The 22,861-nt window shown below is 40.2% G+C and carries 20 protein-coding genes; 3 read left to right on the forward strand and 17 right to left on the reverse strand.

Features of this window, described 5'->3' with window-relative positions; translation table 11 throughout:
- Positions 1-5 precede the first annotated feature (5 nt).
- The gene (locus tag E7303_RS00615) at positions 6-644 is read right to left on the reverse strand and encodes a redox-sensing transcriptional repressor Rex (protein ID WP_103867773.1); all 639 of its coding nucleotides are present in this window, start codon (positions 642-644) and stop codon (positions 6-8) included.
- Positions 645-747: 103 nt separating this feature from the next.
- Complete coding sequence (locus E7303_RS00620) at positions 748-2,469, reverse strand: methyl-accepting chemotaxis protein (protein WP_292143363.1); 1,722 nt, start codon at positions 2,467-2,469, stop codon at positions 748-750.
- Positions 2,470-2,664: 195 nt separating this feature from the next.
- Here E7303_RS00620 and hslO point away from each other — a divergent pair, with 195 nt between their 5' ends.
- Entirely contained in the window at positions 2,665-3,552 is an 888-nt protein-coding gene (hslO, locus tag E7303_RS00625) for an Hsp33 family molecular chaperone HslO (protein WP_292143364.1), read from the forward strand.
- A 60-nt stretch (positions 3,553-3,612) separates the two neighbouring features.
- Here the strand turns inward: hslO and E7303_RS00630 are convergent, their stop codons facing one another.
- The 12 genes from E7303_RS00630 to E7303_RS00685 form a co-directional block, all read right to left on the reverse strand.
- Positions 3,613-4,428 carry a hypothetical protein gene (locus E7303_RS00630; RefSeq protein ID WP_292143365.1) on the reverse strand — a complete coding sequence of 272 codons (816 nt, stop codon included), beginning with the start codon at positions 4,426-4,428 and terminating at the stop codon, positions 3,613-3,615.
- Between the two features lie 32 nt (positions 4,429-4,460).
- On the reverse strand, positions 4,461-5,360 hold the full coding sequence (gene aguB, locus E7303_RS00635) for an N-carbamoylputrescine amidase (protein WP_292143366.1): 900 nt from the start codon (positions 5,358-5,360) through the stop codon (positions 4,461-4,463).
- Positions 5,361-5,384: 24 nt separating this feature from the next.
- On the reverse strand, positions 5,385-6,614 hold the full coding sequence (aguA, locus tag E7303_RS00640) for an agmatine deiminase (RefSeq protein WP_292143367.1): 1,230 nt from the start codon (positions 6,612-6,614) through the stop codon (positions 5,385-5,387).
- 38 nt (positions 6,615-6,652) lie between these two features.
- Positions 6,653-7,840: a carboxynorspermidine decarboxylase gene (nspC, locus tag E7303_RS00645; RefSeq protein ID WP_292143368.1), complete on the reverse strand. Its 1,188-nt coding sequence runs from the start codon at positions 7,838-7,840 to the stop codon at positions 6,653-6,655.
- 41 nt (positions 7,841-7,881) lie between these two features.
- Positions 7,882-9,144 (reverse strand): saccharopine dehydrogenase family protein, encoded by a 1,263-nt coding sequence (locus E7303_RS00650; protein ID WP_292143369.1) that lies wholly within the window; start codon positions 9,142-9,144, stop codon positions 7,882-7,884.
- Between the two features lie 35 nt (positions 9,145-9,179).
- Positions 9,180-10,043, reverse strand: coding sequence for a polyamine aminopropyltransferase (speE, locus tag E7303_RS00655; RefSeq protein WP_074883821.1), 864 nt, complete (start codon positions 10,041-10,043; stop codon positions 9,180-9,182).
- A gap of 46 nt (positions 10,044-10,089) precedes the next feature.
- Positions 10,090-11,538, reverse strand: a complete 1,449-nt coding sequence (locus tag E7303_RS00660) for an aminotransferase class I/II-fold pyridoxal phosphate-dependent enzyme (RefSeq protein WP_292143370.1) — start codon at positions 11,536-11,538, stop codon at positions 10,090-10,092.
- A gap of 138 nt (positions 11,539-11,676) precedes the next feature.
- Positions 11,677-12,588 (reverse strand): SPFH domain-containing protein, encoded by a 912-nt coding sequence (locus tag E7303_RS00665; RefSeq protein WP_292143371.1) that lies wholly within the window; start codon positions 12,586-12,588, stop codon positions 11,677-11,679.
- A 48-nt stretch (positions 12,589-12,636) separates the two neighbouring features.
- Positions 12,637-13,533: a DUF362 domain-containing protein gene (locus E7303_RS00670; protein ID WP_292143372.1), complete on the reverse strand. Its 897-nt coding sequence runs from the start codon at positions 13,531-13,533 to the stop codon at positions 12,637-12,639.
- 1 nt (position 13,534) lies between these two features.
- Positions 13,535-13,984 carry an NfeD family protein gene (locus E7303_RS00675; protein WP_292143373.1) on the reverse strand — a complete coding sequence of 150 codons (450 nt, stop codon included), beginning with the start codon at positions 13,982-13,984 and terminating at the stop codon, positions 13,535-13,537.
- A gap of 229 nt (positions 13,985-14,213) precedes the next feature.
- Positions 14,214-15,839 carry a chaperonin GroEL gene (gene groL, locus E7303_RS00680; RefSeq protein ID WP_292143374.1) on the reverse strand — a complete coding sequence of 542 codons (1,626 nt, stop codon included), beginning with the start codon at positions 15,837-15,839 and terminating at the stop codon, positions 14,214-14,216.
- 70 nt (positions 15,840-15,909) lie between these two features.
- Positions 15,910-16,194, reverse strand: a complete 285-nt coding sequence (locus tag E7303_RS00685; protein ID WP_022773277.1) for a co-chaperone GroES — start codon at positions 16,192-16,194, stop codon at positions 15,910-15,912.
- Positions 16,195-16,586: 392 nt separating this feature from the next.
- On the opposite strand from E7303_RS00685, the gene E7303_RS00690 reads away from it, so the two are divergent.
- Positions 16,587-17,000, forward strand: coding sequence for a hypothetical protein (locus E7303_RS00690; RefSeq protein ID WP_022773278.1), 414 nt, complete (start codon positions 16,587-16,589; stop codon positions 16,998-17,000).
- 164 nt (positions 17,001-17,164) lie between these two features.
- Positions 17,165-18,235, forward strand: coding sequence for a GGDEF domain-containing protein (locus E7303_RS00695; protein ID WP_292143375.1), 1,071 nt, complete (start codon positions 17,165-17,167; stop codon positions 18,233-18,235).
- Positions 18,236-18,266: 31 nt separating this feature from the next.
- Here E7303_RS00695 and E7303_RS00700 read toward each other — a convergent pair whose 3' ends face one another.
- Genes E7303_RS00700 through E7303_RS00710 form a run of 3 tightly spaced genes read right to left on the reverse strand, consistent with a single transcriptional unit; the run spans position 18,267 to position 22,829 of the window.
- Positions 18,267-19,163 (reverse strand): metallophosphoesterase family protein, encoded by an 897-nt coding sequence (locus E7303_RS00700; protein WP_292143376.1) that lies wholly within the window; start codon positions 19,161-19,163, stop codon positions 18,267-18,269.
- Between the two features lie 19 nt (positions 19,164-19,182).
- Entirely contained in the window at positions 19,183-20,997 is a 1,815-nt protein-coding gene (locus E7303_RS00705; protein ID WP_292143377.1) for an ABC transporter ATP-binding protein, read from the reverse strand.
- Positions 20,994-22,829 (reverse strand): ABC transporter ATP-binding protein, encoded by a 1,836-nt coding sequence (locus E7303_RS00710; RefSeq protein ID WP_292143378.1) that lies wholly within the window; start codon positions 22,827-22,829, stop codon positions 20,994-20,996. Before E7303_RS00710 ends, E7303_RS00705 begins: the two co-directional genes overlap by 4 nt.
- Between the last annotated feature and the right edge of the window lie 32 nt (positions 22,830-22,861).

A 22,861-nucleotide genomic window follows, 5' to 3' on the forward strand; every position in this document is an offset into this window, starting at 1 on the left:
CACTATTAAATGTTTTTTTCGTATCTATTAATATTATATGATAATTTCATCAGGCTGTCAGATAAATGAACATTTTCTACCTGAATATTGTCAGGAACTTCCAGATCAACATGGGCAAAATTCCATATAGCCTTGATGCCACACTGTGCAAGCTTATGTGCCATTGGAACTGCCTGATCCTTAGGAATAGTAAGAACTGCTATTTCTATGTTGTTGTCCCTTACAAACTGCTCCATCTCTTCGATAGGTCTTACTTCTACATCTCGGATCTTGGTGCCATAAAGTGATGGATTGCAGTCAAAAGCGCCCTTAAACACGAAACCTCTTCTTGTAAAGTTGGTATAACCTGCGATAGCTTTACCAAGGTGTCCTGCACCGATGATAACTAAGCTGTGCTGCTTATCGATGCCAAGGATCTTACTGATCTCTTCATAAAGGTAGCTTACATTATATCCGTATCCCTGCTGTCCAAAGCCACCAAAATTGTTAAAGTCCTGTCTTATCTGTGAAGCAGTAACCTTCATGATGCTTGATAGTTCTTGAGAGGAAATTCTCTCAACACCCTTCTCTTTAAGGTCTCCCAAATATCTGAAATACCTAGGAAGCCTTGCGATAACCGCTTGAGAAATTTCTTTTTCTGCCATATCTGCTCCTATCTTATACATATAAATATGCGTGTTTGTTAATAATTCTACAAAAGATATTATAGCCACACGTTAAATATATGTCAATTGGAAAAGAGCTCTGTTATGGCTTGAAATAGCTTATTACGTCGGTCATACTTGAAGCCAGCTCCTGAAGTTTATCTGCCGATTCTGTAATAATTGCAAAGGTTGCATTGAGCTCCTGCATGGATGCGTTGGTTTCCTCTGTAGAAGCAGCATTTTCTTCAGAAATAGCAGAAAGGTCAGATATGATCTCAACAAGCTTGTCTTTAGCTACATTGAGCTGATCAACATATCCTGCAATGTTTCCAGTACTATCAGCAACATTGTCTACATTTTCAGCCATGCTCTGCATGTTGGTCTTAGTATCATCAAGCTGCTGAGACTGCTGGTCAAAGCTGGCATTGAGCCTCTGCATTACTTCTACAGAAGCTTCTGAATCAGCCACAAGTTTTTCAACTATCTTCTTTATTTCTTCTGCGCTGTTGCTACTCTGTACAGCAAGCTGTCCAATCTCAGTTGCAACAACTGCAAAGCCTTTACCTGCATCGCCTGCTCTTGCTGCCTCAATAGAAGCATTAAGCGACAAAAGATTTGTCTGGCTGGCGATCTCTGTAATAGCCTCTGAAAACTTCGAGATTTCTTTTGCCGATTCGTTGGTTGAATCGATAGTTGCCCCAATATCTTTAACGGATTCCTGAACCTCAGTACTCTGTTCTATCAGCTTGGTAAGAGCTTCCATAGCTGCCTCGCAGGAGGTCTTCATCTGTTCAGAATATGAATTAAGCTGTTTAACATTATCTGCTACCTGCTCAATATCTTTGCCGATATCCTGAGTATTTCCTGCAGCCGTTTCAACACTCTCCGCCTGATTTACAGCACCCTTTGAAATATCGTCCACAGCCTGACTCACCTGACCTGAAGCTGTTGACGCCTGATTAGCAGAATCTGCAAGCTCCGCGCCTGATTTTTTTAGCTCATTGGACATGTCCATGGTTCTTGTAATGACATCACCAAGCTTATCGCTAAGTGTCTTTGCCCCATCAGCCAAAAGACCTATCTCATCAGTTCTCTGTAAAGATTTCTCGTCAATATTGAGCTTTAGCTCACCTCTTGAAAGGTTTCCAAGTTCATCTGCAATTGCTTTCATCTTGACCGATACAGTATTGGCTACAAAATAGCCAACTGCTGAAGTAGCAAGAGCAAGGATAATAGAAATAACGGACATCGTGATAATGATACCTCTGACCTTGCCATCTACTGAATCGCTCTCTCTTCCTGCAAATACCATACCGATGGCTGTACCGTCATCATTCATGAGAGGAAGGTAGTATAAATAATAATTTTCATTGGTCCCTGCCGGAATGCTCTTTGCATAGTATTCTGACTTATTCCCAACAACCTGATTATATACAGTATCAGATACATCATAACCTACAGCTTTATTCCCGTTACCATCAAGAAGGGTTGTGATTTGTCTTGTTTTGCCATAGAAAACAGAATATTCGATCCCGGTAAGAGATTTCATTTCTTCCATGATCTCATTATATTCTTCCATGATATTTTCATCGCCCTTATACAGGTTACCATCACTTAGGCTCCAATCGCCATCCCAGACATTGCTCATTTCACTGTTAAGCTGTTCAGCAGCAACCCTGAGTTCTTCCTGAACCATATCACTATATATACTGTTAATCTCAATGCCACTAATTATAGTCAAAACAGTTGCCACAAAAATAATAGCCAGCACTGCTGCAATAATGAGCTTTAAGACAAGCTTACCATTTCTTTCTTTGACTTCCATTTATCCCTCCTGCTTCACCGAACACTAATATATAAAATACAGACTACTATTTATTATTATATTGCAAACCGAATTATAATTCCTGTAATATCGATATTATTTTTATTAAATTTTGATTAAGCTTTACTGTTTACATATCCGGTAAAATAAATTATCATGGAAAAGCTTAGTATTTGAAAGATGAGGTATAAACTTATGTCATATAAAGATTACATGGTTCGTGCAACAGCAGGAAATGCACAGATTAGAGCTTTTGCAGCAACCACCAAAGATTTAGCAGAATATGCAAGGAAAGCGCATAATCTCTCCCCAATAGCAGCTGCAGCTCTTGGCAGACTCATGACAGGTACTGCTATGATGGGAACAATGATGGATAACGACGATGACCTTATCACCGTAAAAATGGACGGCGATGGTCCTTTAAAAGGAGTTCTTGCCACAGCAGACAGACACGGTAATGTAAAGGGATACGCAGTTAATCCATATGTCATCATGGAGCCCAATGCAGCAGGTCATCTGAATGTAGGCGGTGGAATCGGTGAAGGAACCCTGACAGTAATAAGGGATATGGGCCTTAAAGAGCCTTATGTTGGTCAGGTTCCCCTCTACTCTGGTGAAGTTGCTGAAGATCTCACATACTATTTCACAAAATCAGAGCAGACTCCTTCCTCAGTTGGCCTTGGTGTTCTTGTAGAAAGAGAAAGTCTTTCAGTTATAGCAGCAGGCGGATTTATCATTCAGCTTCTGCCCTTTGCTGATGAACAGACTATCACTCACCTTGAGTTCAATCTTCAGAAGTTTTCATCAGTCACAGATATCTTAAAAGCCGGTAAGACACCTGAAGATCTCCTTAAGATAGTCCTTGAGGGATTTGATATTGAATTTACAGATAAGGTTGATCTTAACTTCTATTGCAACTGTGATAAAGACCGGGTAGAAAGAGCTCTCATGCTCATCGGCAAAAAAGATATTCAGGAAATGATAGACGATGGCAAGGATATTGAGCTTCGCTGCCACTTCTGCAACAAAGCCTACACATTCTCAGTAGACGAACTCAAGGCCATCAAAGAAAAAGCAAAATAATCTCTTTTCTTTATAGCAAAAGCCCCTTCCACTGCGGAAGAGGCTTTTTTTATATCAATATCAATGCTTTTTATTAAAGTAAAACAAGCGCATTGCATGGTGAATTATAAAGGTACAAGCAAGAATAAATATCTGTGTATGAAACAGGCCTACAATATAGTAGTTTCTTTCAAGAAAGTACCCCGATACAAAGCCTATATAGCACAAAAGTCCTGTGAGCGCTATATCAATAAGCATGTATGGAAGGTTTATGATAACGTTTTTTATGTTTGTTACAAAATCCTTGAAAGAAGCATCAAAGTAAACAAAACGTCCTATCATAAGACCAAAATAATACATCATTACAGGACCATATTCACTTTCATCGCCTATGTTGTTTAAATACATAAGTATCAGAATAACATAGAACATCGCCAGCATACGCATTGTTGCTTTTTCTTCACTTGTCAGGACCTTTAGCCTTATAATAAAGCCATCAAGCACCGTATTTATGACACATGAAAAAAGAATCAGAAACAGTAGGATAAAATCTTTACCATCTGCCCAGGTACTTGTAAGATACCGCTCAATTCTCGTAAGATTTGTTGCCTTTCCTGAGGCAACAAGGCTGTATACATGATTGATGATCACATACGCGCAGGAAAAAGACATTACGGCTGTTCCTGCAATGAGCATCTCAAAAAATTTCTGAAGCCTTATCTCAAAATCTATGCTGAGATACTCTTCTCTTTTATCTGATGGATATTTCCGGGCGTAGACTTTTGAATAGATGAATATGCCAAGACTACAAACAAGCATCCCTGCAAAAGATAATAATAAAAAAATAAGTTTCTTTGTTATAGTAAAATCCGGATTAAAGTAAGCATCAACTGTCATAATTCCCCCAACAATTCATAACAAGTTATTTATTAGTCTGTAATAGTTTTATAACACTCGGGTCTCCTGTCTCTGAAAAGTCCCCAGGAAGCTCTCATTTTTCTATTTTCTTCAAAATCATACTCTGCATATATTATTTCTTCTGTATCGCGACCTGCCCTTGAAACAATATCCCCTGTTTCATCAGTCAAAAAGCTGCATCCATAGAAAGTAAGACTTGATTTTTGTCCGCCATTTTCTTCTGTCGGTTCAACATCCTCTCTTCCTATTCTGTTGGCAGCCGCCACAGGGATAATATTAGCAGCAGAATGTCCCTGCATTGTTCTCATCCAATGTCCTGAGCTGTCAACTTCCAATATAGGCTCTGAACCAATGGCAGTAGGATACAGTATAATATCAGCACCCTTTAAGGCAAGACATCTTGCAGTTTCAGGAAACCACTGATCCCAGCATATTCCAACTCCCACATTTCCATAAGCAGTCTCAAACACCTTAAAACCAGTATTTCCAGGAGTAAAGTAGAATTTTTCCTGATAATAATGGTCATCGGGTATATGAGTTTTGCGGTACACATCCAAAACCTCTCCGTCAGCATCTATCATTGCAACCGAATTATAAAAAACATTGCCATCCTTTTCAAAAATGCTTATGGGCATAACAACCTTAAGCTCTTTGCAAAGCTCTTTAAAATAAATAACTGCAGGATTCTCCAAGACAGGCACTGCAAGCTCATAGTAGTCATAGCGCCTCTCCTGGCAGAAATACTTTCTCTCAAAAAGCTCTGACAAAAGAATTATCTTTGCGCCATTTGCCGCAGCTTCTCTTGTAAGCTGGCCCGCTTTCTCTATATTTCTTTTTACCTGTTCCTCATCAGTTGCAGCAACAGAGCCGCATGCAAACTGGACACAGGCAACTTTTATCTTATTATCCATATTTCTCACCGCATTCCTTTTTACTTATTTCCTGGCAGGAATCTGTTGTGTAATACAATGAATATTGCCACCGCCTAAAAGAATATCTCTGGCAGGAATACCGATTATCTCCCTATCAGGGCAGATCTTTTTTAGTATTTCCAAAGCTTTCTTATCACTCTCAGCATTATCATCGCCAAACTGAGGAACAAGCGCTGCTCCGTTTATAAAGTAAAAATTCACATAGCTGGCTGCCAGGCGCTCTCCTTCATCTCTCATATCTTCGCCCTCTTCAAACTCATAGTTTTGAAGATCCAAAGCACTTACCAATACCGGATGCCCAGGAATCGGCAGTTTATGAACCTTGATCTTTCTTCCCTTTGCATCCGTCTCTTTTTCCAGATAATCAAGACAAGCCTTAGAAAGTTCATACTGAGGATCATTTACATCATCAGTCCAGGCAAGCACAACCTCTGAAGGTGCAATAAAAGCGCACACATTGTCTACATGCTCATTAGTCTCATCATTGTAGATTCCTCTTGGGAGCCAAAGAACTTTTGAAATGCCAAGGTACTCTTTTAAAGTCTTTTCTATCTGCTCTTTGCTAAGTGATGGATTTCTCCCAGGACTCAAAAGGCAGCTTTCAGTTACCATAAGAGTGCCTTCCCCGTCAGTATGTATAGATCCTCCTTCAAGCACAAAAGATGTTGCATCATACATGTCAGTACCGATAGCTTTGCAAAAAGCTGCAGCCAAGGCATCATCCTTATCCCATGAAGCATACAGACCGTCAACCTCACCGCCCCAGGCGTTAAACTTCCAGTTTATTCCACGAATATCACGCTTATTATTCACAACAAAAGTTGGTCCGACATCCCTTGCCCAGGCATCATCGGAATCAATCTTTATCAAAAAGCATCGCTCTTCCAAAATATCTTCAAGTATTAGTTCATCTTCATCAGAAGAACCTATATATCTCTCAAATACCTCATTATACTTCCCCGACACTTTAAGTTCATCGCAATACTCATTTATGATCTTATAGACAAAAGCAGACGCCTCCTGATAAAATTCGTCAGAAACCAAGAGATATAAATTTTCTCTTTTTATGATTTCCAAAAATATGCATCCAAAGTTATTAAGAGCACCACTTCTATCCTTTCCCCAGCTTCCGGGTCTGGTAGGATAAATCATAAGCGTTCCTGCATGTTTATCATATTCTGCCGGCATATAAAACCCGTCTGTAAGAGGAGTTTTTGCACTAATTATTTCCATTTCTTTTCCCATATAAACTAAATTTGTATTTTAAAAGATTAAAGCCTGCACTTAAAGTCTTCATAGCCGAATCGCTTTATTACATCAACGCTTCCATCCTCATGAAGAATATCTATATCCGGCAAAGGCATTCCGTTAAAGGTATTGTTTTTAACCATGCTGTAAATTGCCATATCCTCAAACACTAACCTGTCTCCAATGTGCTTTGGCTCTTCAAAACTGTAGTCGCCAATTACATCCCCTGCAAGGCATGTTCTGGAAGATAATCTGTAAGTATAGTTCATCTCCCCTGGTTCCTCACCATCTCTAAGTGGCGGCCTATATGGCATCTCCAAAACGTCAGGCATATGGCAGGCTGCAGAAGTATCAAGAATAAGTACAGGTATCCTTTCAGTTTCTACAATATCCATGACAGTAGTCACAAGGTATCCTGCATCAAGCGCGATTGCCTCTCCCGGCTCAAGATAAACCTCTATTCCATAGGTCTGCCTGATTCTTTTTACAAGTCTGATAAGACCATCAACATCGTAATCTTCCCTTGTTATATGATGTCCACCACCAAGATTGATCCATTTGATCTTGCCACGTGTATCCTCATCAGATCTTTCAAGATTTTCCTGTACAGGACTTGGAAAGAATCTCTTAAACTCTTCTTCAACTTTTAAAAATGTGGTCTCTAAAGGCTCAAATCCCTGCTCGCAAAGTGTATGGAAATGAAGGCCCTCAACACCTGAAGGTAGTCTTTCAGGCATATCCTTTAGCCTTATTCCAAGCCTTGATCCTTTTGCACAGGGATCATAGATCTCATGCTCCTCCTGAGTGCTGAACTCAGGGTTTATCCTAAGACCGACAGAGACCTTTCCTTCGGCAGTTTTTTTCTCCCACACAGGTCTGTGATGTTCAAGCTGATTAAGAGAATTAAAAACAATGTAATCACAAATATCACATAGTTCAACCATCTCTTCATCACCAAAAGCAGGTTCAAAAACATGATTCTCGCCCTGCATCTCTTCGTGAGCAAGCCTCGCCTCGAAAAGCCCCGAAGCTGTCGCACCAGTTAAATATTTTGATATCAATGGATATGTCTGATAGATAGAGTACGCCTTTTGAGCCAGGAGTATTTTAGCTCCTGACTCTTTTTGTACTCTGTCAAGAATTTCAAGATTCTCGCGTAATTTCTTTTCATCAATAACATACGCCGGCGTACGTATTTCAGATAGATTCATAATTTCCCCTCATCAATACAGCTATAAATATCAATCCCATATCAGTCAACAAGCTGTGGATTCTCATCAACAACCCATGGAAGGCCATATTCGCCCAGCATATCCATGTATGGATCAGGATCAAACTCATCAGTTGTATATACACCTGGCTTCTTCCACTTACCACTAAGAACAAGTGCAGTTCCGATCATAGCAGGAACACCTGTTGTGTAGCTGATTGCCTGACTGCCAAGTTCCTTATAGCACTCCTGATGGTCACATACGTTGTAGATATAAATTGTTCTCTCTTTTCCATCCTTAATTCCGCGGAATATACATCCGATGTTAGTCTTTCCGACTGTTCTAGGTCCAAGGCTTGCAGGATCAGGTAAAAGAGCTTTCAGGAACTGGATAGGCACAATCTCTTTGCCTTCGAAATTGATAGGACTTGTTGAAAGCATTCCAACATCCTCAAGGCAACGCATATGGTCAAGATAGCTCTGGCCAAATGTCATAAAGAAACGAATTCTCTTAACCTCAGGGAAATTTTTACCAAGAGCTTCAATCTCTTCGTGGTGAAGGAGGTACATGTCTTTTTGTCCAACCTGTGGGAAGTCGTATACTCTCTTTATCTCCATAGGCTTTGTCTCAACCCAGTGGCCATCCTCCCAGTAGCTTCCATTTGCGCTTACTTCACGAAGATTGATCTCAGGATTGAAGTTTGTAGCAAAAGCATAACCATGATCGCCACCATTGCAGTCCAGGATATCAATAGTGTGGATCTCATCGAAATAGTGCTTTTTAGCATAAGCTGTAAATACACTTGTTACACCGGGATCAAAACCTGTTCCAAGAAGGCCTGTGATTCCGGCTTCCTTGAACTTGTCCATGTATGCCCACTGATAACTGTAATCAAAGTAAGCTGTAAAGCCCTTTTCCTTGCATCTCTTCTCATATGCAGCACGCCATACAGGCTCGTCTGTATCCTCAGGCTCATAGTTTGCTGTATCGATGTAATCAACCTTGCACTCAAGACATGCATCCATGATAACAAGATCCTGATAAGGAAGTGCAACATTGAGCACAGCTTCAGGCTTGTACTCCTTAATAAGTTTAATAACATCATTGACATCATCAGCATTTACAGTTGCTGTAGTAATCTTTACACTTGTTCCCTGCTTCTCAAGTTTTTCCTTAAGAGCATCACATTTAGAAACAGTTCTGCTGGCAAGGCACATCTCTGTGAACACCTTGCTGTTCTGGCAGCATTTCTGGATTGCAACCTGTGCAACGCCGCCACATCCGATAACCAATAATCTACTCATCTATATACCCTCCGTTTTCTTCGCTTAAATCTATTTTACCTGCTCATGTCCTCTTCTTCCTGAAGAAGATCCTCTACATATTTAGGAAGCATGAATGCTCCCTTATGTAAGTGAGTTGTATAGTACCAGGTCTTAATGCCTCTCTCATCCCATCTGTCAGGATTAAAGTCCTTTAGAGGATGATATTTTTTGCTGGCAAATCCAAAGAGCCAGTATCCGGCAGGACATGTAGGAATGTGTGCCTGATAAACTCTGTTTATAGGGAATACTCTGTAAGCCTTTCTATGCATGGCTCTGCAGCTTTCCTCGTCCTCATCATAGAAAGGACTTCCATGCTGATAAACCATGATTCCATCATCATGAAGCGCCTTGTAGCAGCTTCCATAAAACTCTTTTGTGAAAAGACCTGCCTCATGTCCCAAAGGCTCTGTGGCATCATTTATTATGAGGTCATACATGTCTTCACATTTTCTGAGATATTTAAGGCCATCCTGATAGAAAATATGAACTCTGTCATCCTCAAGTCCTATAGCATTGTCAGGGAAATACTGTTTGCAAACATCCACAAACATGTTGTCAGGCTCAACTACATCTATAACCTTTATCTCATCATAATGGCAAAGCTCTCTGGCAACACCGCCGTCTCCGCCACCAAGTACAAGGACCCTCTGGACTTTAGGATGAACTGCCATAGGCACATGAACGATCATCTCGTCATAAGTAAACTCATCCTTCTCTGAAAAGATAATATTTCCATCTGAGGTCAGGAATTTACCGAACTCAGGAGAATCAAAAACATCAATTCTCTGAAACTCACTTGTTCCTGAAAAAAGCTGCTTGGCAAGTCTTATGCTTATTTTGACATTGCCTGTATGCATATCACTAAACCAATAATCCATCTCGGCCATGATTTTCCTCCTATATACTTCAGTTATTATCAAAAGGTTATTTCAGCACAAAGAGTTTAGATATATCTTCACTTTCAGGGCCTTGCATTGAGCAACCTTTTTCTCTTGCTGTCTTAATATAATCCAAAATGTCTGCTGTTATTACTTCTCCAGGAGAAAGAATCGGGATTCCCGGCGGGTAACACATAACAGACTCTGCGCTTATCCTGCCAACGCAGTTGTCGATTGGAAGCTGCTCTTTTTCTGCATAGAAGGCTTCCTGAGGAGTCGCCTTAACAATAGGAGTTACATACTCTGCAGAGAAAAAGCTCTGTTCAGGCTTAGCATAAAGACGTCTTATATCTGCTAAAGCTCCGGCAAGACGCTCAATATCCTGAAGTCTGTCACCTATTGAAATATATGCCATGACATTGGAGAGATCACCAAACTCCATCTGAATGTCATACTCATCTCTTAAAAGGTCGTAAACCTCAATACCGGTAAGACCTATGCTTCTGGTATTTACAACCAGTTTAGTCTCATCAAAATCAAAAATACTTCCGCCGTTTTTAAGCTCGTTGCCGTATGCATAGTAACCACCGATGTCGTTGATCTCTTCTCTTGCATACTGAGCCATCTTTGTCACTTTTTCAAAGCTGCTATAGCCGTTAAGTGCAAGGTTTCTTCTGGAAATATCAAGGCTTCCAAGAAGAAGATAGCTGGCACTTGTGGTCTGAGTCAGATTAACTATGCGGCTTATATATCCTATATTAGCATCCTTTCCGCATAAAAGAATAGAACTCTGCGTAAGGCTTCCACCTGACTTATGCATACTGATGGCCGCCATATCAGCACCTGCAGCCATTGCATTAAGAGGAAGTCCCGGGCCAAAGTACAGATGTGTTCCGTGAGCTTCATCTACAAGAGCCTTCATGCCATTTTCATGTGCTAATTCTACAATTGCCTTAAGGTCTGAGCAAATTCCATAATAAGAAGGGTTGTTGATAAGAATTGCCTTTGCATCCGGATTCTCTTTTACAGCTCTTTTAACATCTGCTATTTCCATTCCCAAAGGAATACCGAGTTTAGTATCAACCTTAGGATCAATATATACAGGAACTGCGCCACAAAGTATAAGGGCATTGATCGCGCTCTTGTGAACGTTTCTGGGCATAATGATCTTTTCACCCATTTTAACATTAGAAAGAACCATTGCCTGAACTGCGCTTGTAGTACCGTTGACCATCATAAATGCATGCGCAGCTCCGAATGCATCAGCCATAAGCTCTTCAGCTTCCTTAATAACAGATACCGGGTGACAAAGATTATCCAGAGGCTTCATGGAATTCACATCGATTCCGACACACCTCTCACCAAGAAAACTAACCAGCTCAGCGTTTCCTCTTCCCCTTTTGTGTCCCGGAACATCAAATGGAACCACACGCTGCTTTCTAAATCTCTCAAGCGCTTCGTATATAGGCGCTCTTTTCTGCCTCTCAAGATCCAACTACATACCCTCCCAAAATATCTTAAACATGCGAAAAGGAGTAGCACGTTCCAAAGGAACGTACAACCCCTTGTTTTATCAAATTACACAGTAATGTAATAATACTATATAATGCCGATTTTCGCTATATTTTTTAAATTATTTCACAATTTCTTTAAGAGAGCCGGCAAGACCTGCAATTCCTTGAATATTGGAAGGTACAATGATCTTTGTAGCCTGGCCGTCAGCAGCCTTTTCAAATGCTTCAAGACTCTTGAGAGTAAGAACTGATTCATCTGCCCCGGCAGACTTAAGCATGCTGATACCATCCGCATTAGCCTTCTGAATGCTTCTGATAGCTTCAGCCTGACCTTCAGCTTCTCTGATTCTCTTTTCCTTCTCAGCTTCAGCTCTAAGGATCGTAGCCTGCTTATCAGCTTCGGCCTGGAGGATCTTACTCTGCTTCTCACCTTCTGCAACTGTGATCTGAGACTGCTTTTCACCTTCAGCAAAAAGAATTTTTTCTCTCTTCTCACGTTCAGCCTTCATCTGTTTCTCCATTGCATCTCTGATCTGCTCAGGAGGATTGATGTTCTTAAGCTCAACTCTTGTAATCTTTATTCCCCAAGGATCTGTTGCGATATCAAGCGCATCCTGCATCTGTGCATTGATCTGATCACGGGAAGTAAGTGTTTCATCAAGTGTAAGTGATCCGATAACATTACGAAGTGTTGTTGCTGTAAGATTTTCAATGGCTCCGATAGGATTTCTTACACCGTAAGCATAGGCCATAGGATCTGAAATTCTGAAGAAAACAATTGAGTCAATCTGCATTGTTACGTTGTCCTGTGTAATAACAGGCTGAGGTGGGAAATCGCAATACTGCTCTTTAAGATCAACCTGACGGGCAACTCTGTCGATAAAAGGAACTTTGATATGAAGACCAACATCCCACGTCTCCTTGTATGCTCCAAGTCTTTCAACTACGAAAGAATGCGCCTGTGGAACAACCCTGATATTGGTTGCGATAAGCGCAATAATAAGAATAACTAAAATAATTACTGCTATCATTTTTCCTCCTTTTGTCATGTTAAAAAAACATGCCCCAACATTTAATTTTTAATCTATAGAAATGAGCTCATACTCTTTTACGCCAAATCCCATTTCTGCGGCAGCATCAATCGTATGTTCTCCGTTTCTCGTTTGTACTCTCTCAAGGAAATGATCTCTTCCCGGATCGTCTGATTTATAAACAAGATCCATGCAAGCCCTGTCGATAGCGATCGGGTCTGTCGAAATCAGGATTCCAACATCAGCCATACAAGGATCTTCAGCAACTGCGCAGCAGTCACAGTCAACAGACATATTCTTCATTACATTCACAAAGACCATATTTCCTTTAAAGTGCTCTACTACAGCAGATGCAGCCTCTGCCATAGACTCAAGAAAATCGTCCTGGGCAGCATGATTATCCCATACAATAGCCTGATCATCAGTCTTTGTAAGTTTTCCGCCCGAATGAATATTTACTTTTCCAGCAGTTGATGCACAACCTATAGAAAGCTGTTTTAACGCACCGCCGTATCCGCCCATTGGATGTCCCTTGAAATGTGACAGCACAAGCATTGAATCATAGTTAAGAAGATTCTTGCCCACGATATCATTTTTCAAATGGTTAGCATGAGTGATGGGAAGTACAGCATCTGGTCCCTCAGCATCCATAAGATCAACTACAAAGAAATCATTCCAGCCATGCTTTTTAATAAGTTTCACATGTTTTTCTGTGCTGTTACGTTCGCCATCATAGGCAGTATTACACTCAACGACAGTGCCTCCAACATGTTCAACCATAGGTTTCCAAAACTCAGGCTTCAGATAATTCTGATTGCCATCTTCACCGGAATGAACCTTAACTGCAATCTTACCTGTAAGCTTCTTGCCAAGAGTATCATACATCTTAACAACCTGCTGGGGTGTAATGTTTCTGGTAAAATAAACCTTCGATACTGAACCCATATCATTGCCCTCCTGCTTCTTTTTTCTTAACTATAAGTTTTGCTCCTTCAACCTTTACTACTTCAATCTCTTCACCTGCAGCTATAACTGAATCGTCGTCGCTTACAACTATCCAGGTTGTACCATCAAGATCTGCCTTTCCGCTCATCTTAAGGTTATCAATCTCAGTCTTAGCAATAAGTGTTCTTCCAACAAGTGAATCGACATTAGTTTTAATTGTTTTACTATTCAGATATTTAGTTGCTAAAGGCCTTGTAAATAAAAGAGAAACCGCTGATACGACAATAAAAACAATTATCTGAAAAAGAACCGGAGCATTAAACAATGCCGTGATCATAGCCACAACAGCTCCAAATACAAACCATATACTAAAAATGCTGGTGGTAATAAGTTCAAGAACGCCAAAGACTATAGCTGCAATCAGCCAGACAATTTGCATTGATATATCCATAACTCCCCTCCTTATGTTTTATAATATGAGTATAGCAGATTTTTAGTGGTTTTATACACAATAAATGCGCAAAATAAAGGGGGTATTTTTTGCAGGGATGGAAAAATGTGCAGCGCACATATAACAATAGAAAAACCACGGAATACCAAGTAAACTTGGTTCCGTGGTTTTCTCTATTGTTACCGCTAAAGCGGTTTTGATTATGTATTGGAGTTTGGCTCGTTATCGCTCACATGCCCATTCCCATTCCTGCGCCGCCTGCTGGCATTGGAGGAACTGGCTCTTTGATTGTAGCTACAGCTGCTTCTGTTGTAAGGAAGCTTGATGCTACAGATGTAGCATTCTGAAGAGCTGATCTTGTAACCTTGGCAGGATCGATGATTCCGTCCTTAACCATATCTACATACTCTTCTGTGTATGCGTTGAAGCCGATACCCTGCTTAGACTCTTTAACCTTGTTAACGATAACTGATCCGTCAAGACCTGCATTGTTAGCAATGTGGTAAAGAGGAGCTTCAAGTGCCTTAAGAACTACCTTTGCACCTGTCTTCTCATCACCTTCAAGTGAATCAGCAAGTTTAGCAACTTCCTTAGATGCATGGATGTATGCGCTACCACCACCAAAGATGATGCCTTCTTCAACGGCTGCTCTTGTAGCGTTAAGAGCATCTTCCATTCTGTACTTAGCTTCTTTCATCTCTGTCTCTGTAGCAGCACCAACTCTGATAACTGCAACACCACCAGCGAGCTTAGCAAGTCTCTCCTGAAGTTTTTCCTTATCGAAATCAGATGTTGTCTCTTCGATCTGCTTCTTGATCTGAGATACTCTTGACTTGATGTCATCCTTGTTTCCAAGACCATCAACGATTGTTGTCTTCTCTTTTTCAACCTTGATGCTCTTTGCTCTACCAAGGTCATCCATTGTTGTATCCTTAAGCTCAAGGCCAAGATCTGAAGAAATAACCTTACCACCTGTAAGGATAGCGATATCTTCAAGCATAGCCTTTCTGCGATCACCATATCCAGGAGCCTTAACAGCTACTACATTGAATGTTCCACGGAGCTTGTTAACGATAAGAGTTGTAAGAGCCTCACCATCAACATCCTCAGCGATGATAAGAAGCTTAGAACCAGTCTTAACGATCTGCTCAAGAAGTGGAAGAATATCCTGAATATTTGAAATCTTTTTATCTGTAATGAGGATGTATGGATCTTCAAGTGTTGCTTCCATCTTATCCATATCTGTTGCCATGTAAGCTGAGATATATCCTCTGTCGAACTGCATACCTTCTACAAGGTCAAGCTCTGTCTGCATTGTCTTGGACTCTTCGATTGTGATAACACCATCGTTAGAAACCTTTTCCATTGCATCTGCGATCATCTGTCCTACTTCATCATCTCCTGATGAAACAGCAGCAACTCTCATGATCTGCTCTTTTCCTTTAACCTTTGTAGCCATCTTGCTGATAGATGCAACTGCTGCATCAGTAGCCTTCTTCATACCTTTACGAAGAACGATTGGGTTAGCACCTGCAGCGAGGTTCTTAACACCTTCATTGATCATAGCCTGTGCAAGAACTGTAGCTGTTGTTGTACCATCACCTGCTACATCATTTGTCTTTGTAGCAACTTCTTTTACGAGCTGAGCGCCCATGTTCTCATATGCATCTTCAAGCTCGATCTCTTTTGCAATTGTAACACCATCGTTTGTGATTGTAGGTGCACCATAGCTCTTATCAAGAACTACGTTTCTTCCCTTAGGTCCGATTGTTACTCTAACTGTATCTGCAAGCTTATTAACGCCTTCTACCATAGCTGTGCGGGCGTCTGCGCCGTACTTAATTGTCTTAGCCATTTTGTTTTCCTCCAAAGTATTATATTAAAAACTTAATCCGGATCATACGACCTTTGATAAAGTCTCTGGATTATTTAATGATTGCAAGAATATCGTTCTGCTTAACAATGATGTATGTAACATCATCAAGCTTAACTTCTGTTCCTGAATATTTTGAATAGATGACATTGTCACCCTTCTTAACCTGCATTTTTACTTCCTTGCCATCAACGATTCCGCCAGGACCTACTGCAATGACCTCTGCCTGCTGTGGCTTCTCTTTCTCTGCTCCTGGAAGAACGATACCTGACTTTGTGGTCTCTTCTGCCTCAAGCTGCTTTAAAACAACTCTGTCTGAAAGTGGTTCTAACTTCATTGTAAATGCCTCCTTTATATAATCTTTAGATTATTGTTTTACTTATTGTTAGCACTCGATAGCTTTGAGTGCTAATCTCTAAGAACATATATTAGTATGTTAATCTTACTTGCGCAAGCTGAATAATTGGCTATATTTTTATATATTCAGTATTTTACTCTTATTTTCTCATTTTTTCTCACGTTTTCTACCTTTTTATTTCTTTTAGCATAGTTTAACCCTACTGTTTATCAGCATATCTTCTATATCAATTTTTTATATTTATTTAATTTGCAGTAAATTGATAATCCATATCTTTTCTGTGATAATATCCTTAATAGTATGAGTAGTACTGATACTATGCTTATGGCACGGAAGCCTTAAGAATGCATTTTTTGCAAGGAGGTGCGAACATGGCAAATATATTTAGCAGCCTGTCCGGCTCATATAATTATGTTAATGATATGAGTAATCTTTTGACCGATTACTCCAGTATCAAGAGCGGCGCATATGGCTCCCTTATGAAATCCTATGTAAAAAAAGTAGGTAATCAGAATGCTCTGAACGCATACAGGGAAACCGGCTCAACTACGGTTGCTACTGATTCTGAATCAGCAACAAGCGCTACAAAGAAGACTGTTACGCATAAAACCAATTTCCTTGATAGTGTTGGACGATCAGGCTCCTCTTCTGACTCTACTGTTACAGCTGATAAATATAACAAATACAAATCTTCATGGCTTGACGATCAGCTGAAAAGCTATGACAAAGACGCGAACAAAACCACTGCGGCTGACACTTCAGTTGCTCTTGACACAACTGTTTAAGAGAAATCATTATTTTATGACATTAAGGCTCTGAAAATTCTGTTTTCAGGGCTTTTTTGTGCTTTTTCTTTAGTGATTTACTATATTGAACTAGACATTTTCATTCGAACAAATATAATATATCTGTTTAAAGATAAAAAGTTATTATTTTGTGGGTAAATTAAATGGATAATTCATTTGACAATTTTTTTCTTGCAGGTCTGGTAAAAAGAGAAAAAGTTCAATACGACCTTGAAGATAAAGAATTTATTACTAAAACGGCTACAGTACTTCTTTTGATACATATCATCCTTGAAGGTATTTATACATATTCGTTCTGTACTCCAATGATCTACATCAATCTTGTAAGCATTGGAATTTATCTAATAGAGTTCGTTTTAAATGCCACAGGACATAATGTATTACTTGTATGGATAGCACATTTTGAGATCTATTTTCATATTATTTTTGCTACTGTTTTCATGGGATATAAATGTGGATACTGGCTTTGGCTTTTCCCTTGTGTGCTTTCAGTTATCACACCATATTTTATGCCTCTTCAGTCAAAGATACAAAGCGTACTGGCAAACATACTTGTACTGCTGTACATTGTAACCTTCATAGCACTGTATGGTTTTAATGAGAACGGTTTTCTTCCAATCGGCTATGTTGCTTCTGATTCAATGTCTACTTTTATGTATTATACAAATGGCCTTATAGCCTTTTCTTTTATTATTGTTTACACAACAGTATACTGTGTGAACATTAAAGAAAATACCAACAGGCTCCATGATCTTGCCAATACAGATTATTTGACGGGTCTTTATAACCGCCAGTACATTCAAAAGCTGATATATGATGAGTCCTATAAAAATGTAGCGATCATGGACGTTGACCATTTCAAGAACATCAATGACACCTATGGTCATCTCATGGGGGACCATGTACTGATCGAGATTGCAAAGATCCTCTCATCTCACAGCGAGATATGTTGCGGAAGATGGGGCGGCGAAGAATTTCTTATTCTGTCAAAAGAGACACAAAGTTACGATGAGTTTTGCCGTATCATACGCGATATCTGCGATGAAATATCTGATAACATATTCTCTTTTGGTGGGAATGATATAAAAGTTACGTCTTCTTTTGGAACCGCCACCTGCGAAGAAGACATGACACCATATGATCTTTTAAAAGAAGCTGACACCAGGCTCTATGCAGCCAAGAGTCAGGGAAGAAATTCCGTAATCTCTGCATAATTATAGGCGCATCAAAACGATGCGCCTTTCTTTATCCCTCTTCATTACGAGGTATCTCTTTTCCGTTTAGATCGATATAGTTTTCCTTAAGGGCAATAGCCCAGTACTTCTCAGGAATGTTAGGCCATTTAACAACGCCCCTTTCCTGCTCGCAAAGCCTCATTGCGCGAAGAAGAACAGTCTGGTTAAGATCAATGCCGGTCCTTATGGTATGCATGGTGACCGCAGCCCAGGCAGGAGCATAGGTCTTAAGCTCAGAATTTTTGAATTCCCTTAGGATTTCTTTTCTGTCATAGTCCAGCTGCACGTACTCTTCTTCCCAGGTCTTTCCGTTTCCATGGAGAATGCAAAACTGAGTCTTGCCATCGTGGTACCACGGAATGCCCACAGATCCCGGATTTACTGCCTTTTTTCCTCTGTAAATATAAGTGTCCTGCACATGATTATGACCGTGTAAAAGAACTCCCGTCTTTAGGTGAGACAGCACCTTTTTGGTATTTCTTTTCTCTCTGAAAAGAAGCTCTGAAGTCTCATTAGGAGACCCATGGCAATATTCAAAGCCCGGAAAGCCCTTTTGCTCATATATTCCATAATTTGGAAGGGAAGCAAAAAAATTAAAATCCTTATCAGTCAGATTCTCATAGGTGTACAAAAGCGAGCCGCTGGCTGACCCCTTTTTCCAATTACCCTCTCCATTTTTTCTGTAGTTGAGAAGGTACTCCTCTCTGTTTCCCCTAATAATATAAGTCTCAAAATACTGCTTAAGCACATATATCTGTTCCATGGTCTTCTGGGGATTGGGGCAGTCTGTAACGTAGTCTCCAAGAAGTACAAATCTTGTGATTCCCTTCCCCATTGCGTAATCAATGCACGCCTGAAGCGCCGAATGATTACCATGTATATCACTAAATACCGCTATATCCATCATATTAGTCTGCCACCCTTATTCATCCTGCTGTCTGATTAAAAGCTTCATCAGCAAACTGCCTTGTAAAGAGCTCGTGATAGAACCCTTTGAGCTTCATAAGCTCCTTGTGGGTTCCTCTCTCTATTATTTTACCATCCTGAACAACTAAAATGATATCTGCATCAACGATAGTTGAAAGTCTGTGTGCAATAACAAAAGACGTTCTTCCCTTAGTAACAGTAACAATGGCATCCTGAATAGCCTTTTCAGTCACAGTATCAATAGAAGCTGTGGCCTCATCCAGAATAAGGATCTTGGGATCAGAAAGAATTGCCCTGGCAAAAGACAAAAGCTGCTTTTCACCGGTTGAGAGCATTCCGCCGTCTTCTCCAACATCGCTGTCAAGCCCCTTATCCATGCGCTTAACAATTGCCTCGGCAGACACAAGGCGCAAAGCCTCCCAAATCTCGTCATCCGTAGCGTCAGGCTTACCATACCTTAGATTATCCCTTACTGTTCCTGAAAAAAGATGTGGTGTCTGCAGAACATATCCGATGTTACTGTGAAGCCATAACTGAGACCTGTCCGCAGCATCTTTTCCATCTATGAGGACGCTTCCGCTCGTGGGCTTAAAAAATCTGCAAACAAGATTTACCAGAGTTGACTTCCCTGCACCAGTTTCACCAACGATGGCAACATTGGTCCCCTGTGGAACTTTGAGATTAAAATGCTCAAGAACATACTCATCCCCATCAGGATACTTAAAGGTCACATCCTTGAACTCAACATCGCCATAGAGCTCTTCCCAATTTTCTTTCTTTGGATTAAAGGTATCTCCATATTTTTCTATGACATCCGGTCTGTCTGAAACGTCAGACTCAGTCTCTATAAGCTTAAAAAATCTCTCGACATTTACCTGAACACTTATAAGCTCAGATATTGTGACGATAACGTTCTGAACCGGTTCCATAAGGCCAAGCGCATAAGACAGGAACACAGAGAGCGTACCAATCTGGATAACCCCCTCCATAGTTGCAAGGCCGCCTCTCCACAGTACAAGAGAAAGAGCCAATGAGGACATTAAAGTTATCGATGATGTGAAAAGCGCAGAGAAATGCGCTGTGTGTACCGAAGTCCTGTACATATTTCCGGTATCTTTTTCAAAATCATTTTGGATCTTATCTTCTACAACCAGGGTTTTGATTGCTTTAGCACCGGTAATTCCCTCATTGAAATTACTTGTAATAGTAGAATTTATCTCACGAATCTTTCTGTTAAGAACGATGAGTTTTTTCTGGAAGTACATAGAGAAAAGAGCTGCCACAGGAACAAGAACTATTACATAAAGCGCCAGTTTCACATTGAGGAACAGCATCATAATAAGAACGCAGACAATATATGATCCATTCCATATAATGTCCATCATTCGCCATGATACCATTACTCCGATCTTGCCCGTATCGCTCATTACCCTTGCATGAATATAGCCCACATTATTCTGGTTAAAATATGCAAATGAAAGCTCCTGCAAATGGTTAAAAGAAGCATTCCTAAGATCTCTGTCCATACTCATCTCAACCTGCCCGCAGACATAAGTAGAAATATAATTATCAATTACCTGCAGAATAAGGATAACAAGGTAAAGGATCACAAAGCCTCCAAGGCCTTCTAATGTCTTTTTACCTACAAAATTATCAAGGGCATACCTGTTAAAGATAGGATAAATGGAATCAACGAGAGAACTTAGTATTCCCAGAGTGACCATAAATACTATCTTGGGAAGATATGGCTTAATAAATGGATATAGTTTTGGTATTCCAAAAAATGGTAGTTTTGTTAATTGTTCGTTTTTCATATTCCCTGCATCTGTATATCGTAGATTTTTTTATAAATACCGTTGTTCTTTAAAAGCACGTCGTGTGGGCCCTCTTCCGCAACTTTCCCGTGATCAAGAACTATAATGTGATCCGCATGCATAAGAGTCGTTATTCTGTGAGAAATAAGGACCACTGTTGTATCGTAAGTAGACTCTAAAAGGCCACGCCTTATCTTTGCATCTGTTCCTGTATCCACAGCAGAAAGCGAATCATCAAATATCATTACAGGAGGCTTTGAGACCAGAACCTGCGCTATAGCAGTTCTCTGCTTCTGTCCTCCTGACAATGTCACACCTCGCTCGCCTACATAGGTGTCATACCCCTGCCCAAAATTCTGGATAGTCTCATCCAAAGCGGCTACCTTCGCAGCATCCCTTACCTGTTTAAGGTCATTATCCTTAAGGGTTATTCCTATATTTTCAGACAAGGTCCTCGAAAACAGGAAGGGTTCCTGAAGCACAAGGCCAATGTTCTTTCTTAAATGACTTGCCTTGATGTCCTTAATATCAGTATCTCCGACTGTTATTTTTCCGCAGCCTTCAGGAAGGTCATACAGTCTGTCCAAAAGATACATGAGCGTTGATTTACCCGACCCTGTTCCGCCCAGAATTCCAACCGTTGTTCCTGCTTTTATGGTGAAGCTTACATTATTTAGAACTTCTTCAGAACCATTTCCATAGGTAAAAGAAACATTTTCAAAAGAAATATCCTGATTCATTGGTACTTCTTTTGCATTTTCTTTATCCTTCTCAACTTCAGAATTCATGATATATCTGATACGTTCAATAGAAACTCCGGCCTTACTCATCTCAGAAATGATTCTTCCAAGCGCCCTTACAGGCCATGTAAGCATAGCGTTGTATGAAACAAATGCAATATACTCACCAACCGTAATATTCCCATTTACTGCAAAAACCGCGCCCACAACAGTTACCAGCATAACCTGGCATCCTGAGATCAGATCGTTTGAAGACCAGAACAAGGACAATATCCTCATGATCTCTATCCAGAGATTTGTGTACTCATAGTTCTGTTTTTCAAATCTTTCCTTTTCATACTGCTCTCTTCCAAAGGCCCTGACAACCCTCACACCTGTGAGATTTTCCTGGGCTGTAGCTGATAGCCTTCCTTCCTCACTGTCAGCTTTTTCAAAGCTTCTGCTGATCTTGTTGTGAAAAATGAATGAATACAATACCACAATAGGAATGAACACCGCAGAAAAAATAGAAAGCACACCGTTTATCTGGATCATAAAATACATGGCAATGATGATCCTGATAATGATCCTGACTAAAGACAAGAGCTGTTCTGATATAAACATCTTTACAGTATCAACGTCTGAAGTGCACCTCTGGATGATATCACCTGTATGATTCTCACTGTGCCAGGAAAAAGTCAGATGCATGATATGCTCAAAAAGTTTATCTCGCATCCTCTGGATAAGCCTCTCCGCAGCATGAGCATTGCACACCTTAAACAAATATCTGCATATTGCTGATAAAAGAGCAAATAGAGCAACTAAAAGGGCCATGATATAGATATGATCTTTAAGAAATGCCCTGTCACCTATTGCATTCAATAGAAGTCTCAAATACGCAGGTATGCTCCCACTTTCATCCGGAACATCAACTAGTAGATAATCGACCGTGTACTGAACTATCTTGGGACTTATGAGTTCAAAAAAAGTTATCCCAAAGGAAAGAATGACTGAAAGGCAAAAGAAAGTCTTACTTCCTCTAAGGAAAAACCACACAAGTTCAGATTTTGTATTAAATTTATGATTGATTGTCTTTTCTGTTTTATTGTTCATATGTAAAAAAATCCTGATCCAATGCTGTGATA

Source organism: Butyrivibrio sp., from assembly GCF_015056685.1.
In the GTDB taxonomy this organism is placed as follows: Bacteria; Bacillota; Clostridia; order Lachnospirales; family Lachnospiraceae; genus Butyrivibrio.

What these genes read in the sequence shown, in the direction of transcription:
- nspC (WP_292143368.1), bottom strand. Translation starts at nt 7,840, where the DNA reads ATGAATCTATCTGAAATACGTACGCCGGCGTATGTTATTGATGAAAAG.
- E7303_RS00700 (WP_292143376.1), bottom strand. Translation starts at nt 19,163, where the DNA reads ATGATGGATATAGCGGTATTTAGTGATATACATGGTAATCATTCGGCG.
- E7303_RS00705 (WP_292143377.1), bottom strand. Translation starts at nt 20,997, where the DNA reads ATGAAAAACGAACAATTAACAAAACTACCATTTTTTGGAATACCAAAA.
- E7303_RS00695 (WP_292143375.1), top strand. Translation starts at nt 17,165, where the DNA reads ATGGATAATTCATTTGACAATTTTTTTCTTGCAGGTCTGGTAAAAAGA.
- E7303_RS00620 (WP_292143363.1), bottom strand. Translation starts at nt 2,469, where the DNA reads ATGGAAGTCAAAGAAAGAAATGGTAAGCTTGTCTTAAAGCTCATTATT.
- aguA (WP_292143367.1), bottom strand. Translation starts at nt 6,614, where the DNA reads ATGGAAATAATTAGTGCAAAAACTCCTCTTACAGACGGGTTTTATATG.
- E7303_RS00650 (WP_292143369.1), bottom strand. Translation starts at nt 9,144, where the DNA reads ATGAGTAGATTATTGGTTATCGGATGTGGCGGCGTTGCACAGGTTGCA.
- E7303_RS00690 (WP_022773278.1), top strand. Translation starts at nt 16,587, where the DNA reads ATGGCAAATATATTTAGCAGCCTGTCCGGCTCATATAATTATGTTAAT.
- E7303_RS00665 (WP_292143371.1), bottom strand. Translation starts at nt 12,588, where the DNA reads ATGATAGCAGTAATTATTTTAGTTATTCTTATTATTGCGCTTATCGCA.
- groL (WP_292143374.1), bottom strand. Translation starts at nt 15,839, where the DNA reads ATGGCTAAGACAATTAAGTACGGCGCAGACGCCCGCACAGCTATGGTA.
- aguB (WP_292143366.1), bottom strand. Translation starts at nt 5,360, where the DNA reads ATGGATAATAAGATAAAAGTTGCCTGTGTCCAGTTTGCATGCGGCTCT.
- E7303_RS00615 (WP_103867773.1), bottom strand. Translation starts at nt 644, where the DNA reads ATGGCAGAAAAAGAAATTTCTCAAGCGGTTATCGCAAGGCTTCCTAGG.
- E7303_RS00685 (WP_022773277.1), bottom strand. Translation starts at nt 16,194, where the DNA reads ATGAAGTTAGAACCACTTTCAGACAGAGTTGTTTTAAAGCAGCTTGAG.
- E7303_RS00675 (WP_292143373.1), bottom strand. Translation starts at nt 13,984, where the DNA reads ATGGATATATCAATGCAAATTGTCTGGCTGATTGCAGCTATAGTCTTT.
- speE (WP_074883821.1), bottom strand. Translation starts at nt 10,043, where the DNA reads ATGGATTATTGGTTTAGTGATATGCATACAGGCAATGTCAAAATAAGC.
- hslO (WP_292143364.1), top strand. Translation starts at nt 2,665, where the DNA reads ATGTCATATAAAGATTACATGGTTCGTGCAACAGCAGGAAATGCACAG.
- E7303_RS00710 (WP_292143378.1), bottom strand. Translation starts at nt 22,829, where the DNA reads ATGAACAATAAAACAGAAAAGACAATCAATCATAAATTTAATACAAAA.
- E7303_RS00630 (WP_292143365.1), bottom strand. Translation starts at nt 4,428, where the DNA reads ATGACAGTTGATGCTTACTTTAATCCGGATTTTACTATAACAAAGAAA.
- E7303_RS00670 (WP_292143372.1), bottom strand. Translation starts at nt 13,533, where the DNA reads ATGGGTTCAGTATCGAAGGTTTATTTTACCAGAAACATTACACCCCAG.